The sequence below is a fragment of the Clostridium sp. E02 genome, assembly GCF_003833015.1.
In the GTDB taxonomy this organism is placed as follows: domain Bacteria; phylum Bacillota; class Clostridia; order Lachnospirales; family Lachnospiraceae; genus Lacrimispora.
The window spans coordinates 1-446 of sequence record NZ_RJLQ01000068.1; the positions used below are offsets into that span (position 1 = coordinate 1).

Consider the following 446-nt stretch of genomic DNA (forward strand, 5'->3'; position numbering starts at 1 on the left):
CCTTCCCGTAACAACTGACGCCAGACTTTACGCACACCGTACACCTGATGATTTTCATCGTATACGCGCTGTATCTCTCTCTTCAGCCAGTCGTCGTGCTGCGCACGGGCACTGCGTTTATCCGGATGATGTCGCTGTTGCTGACAATGGTAATACGTTGACGGGGCAATATGCAGTTCGCTGCATACCGGTCCGACCCCGTACTGCTAACGCAGCTTATCCAGCAGTGGCATCATTTTTTCCAGAGGCGGTCGAACTCCGCCTTCGCAAAATAAGCGGAAGCCTGGCGAAGGATATCGTTACTGCGGCGCAGTTCACGATTTTCACGTTCCAGCTCTTTCAGACGCTGACGTTCAGCGCTGGTGAGCCCACCATCACCGCCCCCGGTATCCCGCTCATGCTGGCGAACCCAGACACGCAGAGTCTCCGGCGTACAGCCAATCTTT

1 pseudogene and 1 other annotated feature are annotated in these 446 nt (G+C 55.4%); the pseudogene reads right to left on the minus strand.

The features are described from left to right. Positions 1 to 446 (minus strand): annotated as a pseudogene (locus EFT72_RS18965) (transposase); the annotation flags it as partial. Continuing rightward, positions 162 to 278: a sequence feature (AL1L pseudoknot), on the minus strand. Its footprint overlaps the pseudogene before it by 117 nt.